This is a genomic window from Planktothrix tepida PCC 9214, assembly GCF_900009145.1.
GTDB classification, from domain to species: domain Bacteria; phylum Cyanobacteriota; class Cyanobacteriia; order Cyanobacteriales; family Microcoleaceae; genus Planktothrix; species Planktothrix tepida.
Genome location: NZ_LN889810.1, coordinates 10,962 through 11,837, shown reverse-complemented (window position 1 = coordinate 11,837; position 876 = coordinate 10,962). Strand labels below are relative to the sequence as shown.

The window sequence follows — 876 nt, the reverse complement described above, 5'->3', positions numbered from 1 at the left end:
ACAGGGGGAGAAGAGAAGAGGGGAGGGGGTGCGACCGTCTTTGGTCGCTGATTTTGAACCGTCAACTGTCAATGGTCAACCATCTCTGAGGACATATCCAACGCCTCGAACTGTTTGAATTAAACGTTTTTCCCCTTCGTCTTCAATTTTCAGCCGTAAATAACGAATATAAACTTCTATAACATTGGACTCTCCTAGAAAGTCATAACCCCAGACATTCTCTAAAATTTGTTCACGGGTTAAAACTTCGCGAGGATGTTCCATTAAATATTTGAGTAATTCATACTCCTTCATTGTCAGTTCAATGGTTCTACCATTGCGAAGTGCCCGACGAGTGGCTAAATCTAAGACTAACTCCCCAAACCGCAATTGTTCATTATTGCTAGTCGCAGGCTTCAAATACAGATTGACCAGTTCTAAAAAAGTCTCCGTCCGATAGGGTTTTAAACAATAGTCATCGGCTCCTGACTCCAAACAGGCGATCCGATCTTCGATGGCATCTTTTGCCATTAATACTAACAAAGGTGTATGGTTTCCCAAATCCCTTAAATGACGACACAGAGACAGTCCTGACTCTCCTGCCAACAGTCGGTCAATTACAATTAATGCGGGTTGTAATTCCGTAGCCTGATGTAAACCAACTGTTCGATTACTAGCCACAATCGGATAATAACCCGCTTCTTCTAAATCCAGGCTAATTTGTTGAGCTAACATTTCATCTGGCTCAATCACTAAAATCGATGGATGATGATCTAACCCCAACTTACTCATTGATTTGTTGATTGTTGATGGTTAATTGTTGACAGTTGGCTATTGACAATTAGCTATTCAAAGTCAGCGAGCTAAGGTAGGATAGCACTCCTCCCTCTCTCCCCC

Annotated in this window: 1 protein-coding gene; it reads right to left on the bottom strand. The window is 42.2% G+C overall.

From position 1 onward, the window contains the following. Positions 1-75: 75 nt before the first annotated feature. Positions 76-771: a response regulator transcription factor NblR gene (nblR, locus tag PL9214_RS19815; protein ID WP_072720501.1), complete on the bottom strand. Its 696-nt coding sequence runs from the start codon at positions 769-771 to the stop codon at positions 76-78. Between the last annotated feature and the right edge of the window lie 105 nt (positions 772-876).

Bases quoted from the DNA above. Each gene is read 5' to 3' on its own strand.
- nblR (WP_072720501.1), bottom strand. From the start codon at position 771: ATGAGTAAGTTGGGGTTAGATCATCATCCATCGATTTTAGTGATTGAG.